Source organism: Photobacterium sp. OFAV2-7, from assembly GCF_022347985.1.
Classification (GTDB): domain Bacteria; phylum Pseudomonadota; class Gammaproteobacteria; order Enterobacterales; family Vibrionaceae; genus Photobacterium.
Window position 1 is genome coordinate 1 of the sequence record NZ_JAKRFQ010000566.1, and the last position, 3402, is coordinate 3402.

Below are 3402 nucleotides of genomic sequence, written 5' to 3' on the forward strand. Positions count from 1 at the left end.
TGGGCATAATACATAAAAATAGTTGCGAGTGAAATATTCTCACAGAGAATGGTATTTTAATTTTTCCAATTGGAACTTTATTTTTCAATAATGCTTATGATTTTCCATAATTATCTATAGGGTTTTATATTAATTATTGGTGCTTTTACTCTAATTGATAGAGTAAAGTATTGGATTGAGTTGAATTGTAGTTCTAACTATTGATATGGCTGGATGCTATTAACGCAACATCAAAATAATGACGATGTGGGTAGCCTATCGCTTGTTATTTAGAATTGTATTTGTCTTTGGAATAAAAATCACAGAGTGACTCATGATAATATAAAACAAAGTGCTTATTTATAATGTGAATAATTCTGACGCTGTGACGACAGACAATGCCACAGCGTAGGAAAGACAGTTTTCTTCGCTTAGATAAAGCGGATATTGATTGCCTGTAGCTTGTTAGACGAGTCATCCATAATGAACTCGACCAAACTGCCGGAAACAGGCTGGCAGGCGCCAGTGATATTAACTGCGTCAAAACGGATGTCACCGCCAAGATCGCAAGTGATGAGGCCAGTTTTGTCTTTGGTGTTAAAGCTACGGATAATACCGGTTTGTGAAATCATAATGTTTTCCTTTTTTGCCCAAGCAATGCTTTAAGAGCGTTATGCTTGTGGCTATCAAATTGAGTAGATAAGTTAATCCCGCAGCGCTTGGCTTGCGGTTGTTATCGTTTAAACTCATTGACCTTTATCTATTTACCGCTATGAGCTCACCCTACTCAAAAGCGCTTCACTGCATGGTCGATTGCAACGATACCAAACGAAGTCATTATCTGAACTAATCAGAGTTGTTCAGTTTGCTTGGCATACACGACGACAGTGGAAATAAATCATCGATATGATCTTTTGGAGGTTCTTCTTTACAGCAGGCTTTGGCGAGAAGCTAGGAGTGTGAAGTGTTCTTCGAAAATCATTTTCAGGTCTGAGTCGCAGACCTCAAAACACTAACCATAAATTTGTATCCTGTAAACATTTTTCTTGCATAAAAATGTGATGCAAGTTTGGGTGTGGCCTTGTGATGGTTGTAAGCTATTGATTTTTATGTGTTTAGTTTCGTATTGGTCGAGTGTGATGATTACTTGACTTAGCGTGAAACTATTAGTCGAACTCCCTCTCAGACCGGATAACGTTCAAAATTCTTGCTCAAATTTTTCGAACAACATCTATCAAAATACGTTATGGAGTGTGATGTTCGTCACGCCTATGATGAATATCAACACGCAGACAGACTGCGTACCACCATACAGACAACAACTCGAAAGTGAGGAAGTTATGAAAAAGTCAATTGCAGCTCTTATCCTAACCACAGCTACTTTTTCTGGTGCAGCCCTGGCTGATTTACAACATGGATTAACATTGGATGTGTCACCACAAAAAGGCGGAGCCTGGGTTGTGGTTGAAAGAGCAGGCCAGCCACAAGCAGGAGCAACGGTATCCATCCAGGCTGATGCGACCCAGTCTTATGTAACAGCTGATAACGGACGCGTGTTTGTTCACAGCAACGTAGAATCAGCGCGCTCTTTGACGTTTAAGGCCACTGATAGTGAAGGTAATACTGCATCAGCAAAGCGCTTGATTCCGTCAAACCGTTCATGACCAAAACTGAACCTGGAACAAGTATTATTGGAAAAAGGTTTAATGGATAGACACGATCATTAGGCAGCCGCAATAAAGGGATTTTATTGCGGCTGTTTCGTATATGACCGACCTCTGTCTATACTCAACACAGGAACCTGTTCGTTATCAGCCCGTTATAAACCTACCTCATGGAAGGATGATATGATGTATCTGATCTGTTTGCCTTCGCTGGATATCACTCTTGTGTTGTCATCTTGGTATAACCAAGACTTTCGCCTCTCTCACGATTTTCCGTCTGCCTCAGCGTTGTAACTCCATCACTTCCTACATTTTTGTGCTCGTTCGTCAGCAGGCCGTAACGTTATTTATGAGGCAATGTCTATGAAACGTATTCCGGAACCTTTTCGCATCAAGATGGTAGAGCCGATCCGTATGACCGATGAAAATGATCGTCGGGAGGCTCTAATCGAGGCTGGTTACAATCCGTTTATGCTAAAAAGCGAAGATGTCTATATCGATCTGCTGACCGACTCCGGCACAGGAGCGATGAGTGATACACAGTGGGCAGGCCTGATGATGGGAGATGAGTCCTATGCCGGGAGTCGTAACTATTTTCATTTGTGTGAGGCGGTAGAACATTTCTTCGGCTACAAGCTGACGGTTCCTGCTCACCAGGGGCGGGGAGCAGAACAGATTCTGTTTCCATGTTTGATAGAGCGAATGAAAACTGTCCGTGGTGGCGACAAGCCGGTGTTTATTTCTAATTATCATTTCGACACAACGGCAGGGCATATCGAGCTCAACGGCGGTAAGGCAATCAATGTGTTGACAGAGAAAGCCTTTGAAACAGAGAGCTTTGATAATTGGAAGGGAAATTTCGATCTCGACAAGCTCAAATCGACTATAAAACATTACGGCTCGAAGAATATTGCAGCCATTATTACCACAGTTACCTGCAATAGCTCGGGCGGGCAACCGGTATCGATGGCCAACATGCGGGCTGTCTATGAGATTGCGAAAAGCAATGATATTCCGGTGGTCATTGATTCTGCCCGTTATTGTGAAAATGCTTATTTTATCAAGCAGCGCGAACCGGGTTACGAGAACCGCTCTATCCTCGAGATCATCCGAGAGATGTATCAATACGGCGATATGTTAACGATGTCGGCCAAAAAAGATCCCATGGTCAACATCGGCGGCTTGTGTTGTATTCGTGATCATGAAGAGTTATTTCAGGCAGTACGTACCCGCTGCGTGCCGATGGAAGGCTTTGTCACTTATGGTGGTATGGCCGGGCGTGATATGGAAGCGCTGGCTCGCGGTCTATATGAAGGGGCCGAAGAGGATTTTCTGCACTACCGGATCAGCCAGGTTGAGTACCTTGGCGAACGACTTCGTCAAGGTGGGGTCCCTATTCAGTACCCGACAGGAGGCCATGCCGTATTTGTCGATGCGAAGAAAATTCTGCCGCACATTCCACCGGAGCAGTTTCCGGCCCACGCCCTGTGTAACGAGCTCTATCTTGAAGCTGGTGTCCGTGCGGTCGAGATTGGATCATTGTTGCTGGGGCGCGACCCCGAAACGGGTAAGCAGAAGGAGACGCCGCTTGAGCTGATGCGGCTGACGATTCCACGCCGGGTCTATACCAATGATCACATGGATTATATTGCCGATGCGCTGATTGCAGTATGCAAGCGAGCTAGTGATATTAAAGGGCTGAGGTTTGAGTATGAGCCATCGGTGCTGCGTCACTTTACGGCCCGGCTCAAGCCGGTTG

General features: G+C 44.5%; 3 protein-coding genes. 2 read left to right on the plus strand and 1 reads right to left on the minus strand.

Features of this window, described 5'->3' with window-relative positions; translation table 11 throughout:
• Positions 1-410: 410 nt before the first annotated feature.
• Positions 411-611 (minus strand): cold shock domain-containing protein, encoded by a 201-nt coding sequence (locus tag MHN01_RS20965; protein WP_239413216.1) that lies wholly within the window; start codon positions 609-611, stop codon positions 411-413.
• Positions 612-1319: 708 nt separating this feature from the next.
• Here MHN01_RS20965 and MHN01_RS20970 point away from each other — a divergent pair.
• Together MHN01_RS20970 and MHN01_RS20975 are read left to right on the plus strand one after the other, a co-directional pair.
• Positions 1320-1643: a hypothetical protein gene (locus MHN01_RS20970; RefSeq protein ID WP_239413217.1), complete on the plus strand. Its 324-nt coding sequence runs from the start codon at positions 1320-1322 to the stop codon at positions 1641-1643.
• Positions 1644-2006: 363 nt separating this feature from the next.
• Positions 2007-3402: tryptophanase (locus MHN01_RS20975; protein WP_239413218.1), on the plus strand; the 1396-nt coding region annotated here is incomplete at its 3' end.